We start from the raw sequence: 350 nt of genomic DNA on the forward strand, positions 1-350 counted from the left end.
TGGTCTGGTGTACGAAATACAGGAAGAAAGTATTAAAAGACGGAATCGACCTGGAATGCAAAAAGATGTTGCAGGATCTGGCAGAAGAGTATCGGTTTCAGATCCTGGCAATGGAAGTCATGCCGGATCATATCCACATGCTTGTGGATTGTCGGCCGCAGTTTTATATTTCAGATATGATCAAGATCATGAAAGGGAATCTTGCACGTCAGATGTTCCTTTTACATCCGGAGCTGAAAAAAGAACTGTGGGGAGGACATTTGTGGAACCCGTCTTATTGTGCCGTTACAGTCAGTGACCGGAGCCGTGAGCAGGTATCTGCCTATATCGAAGGACAGAAGGAAAAAGAA

1 protein-coding gene is annotated in these 350 nt (G+C 44.9%); it reads left to right on the plus strand.

The window, feature by feature from the left end:
- On the plus strand, positions 1 to 350 hold a 350-nt coding region (gene tnpA, locus WKT11_RS19910), incomplete at both ends, for an IS200/IS605 family transposase (protein ID WP_340285813.1).

This window comes from Blautia sp. HCN-1074 (assembly GCF_037890165.1).
In the GTDB taxonomy this organism is placed as follows: Bacteria; Bacillota; Clostridia; order Lachnospirales; family Lachnospiraceae; genus Blautia_A.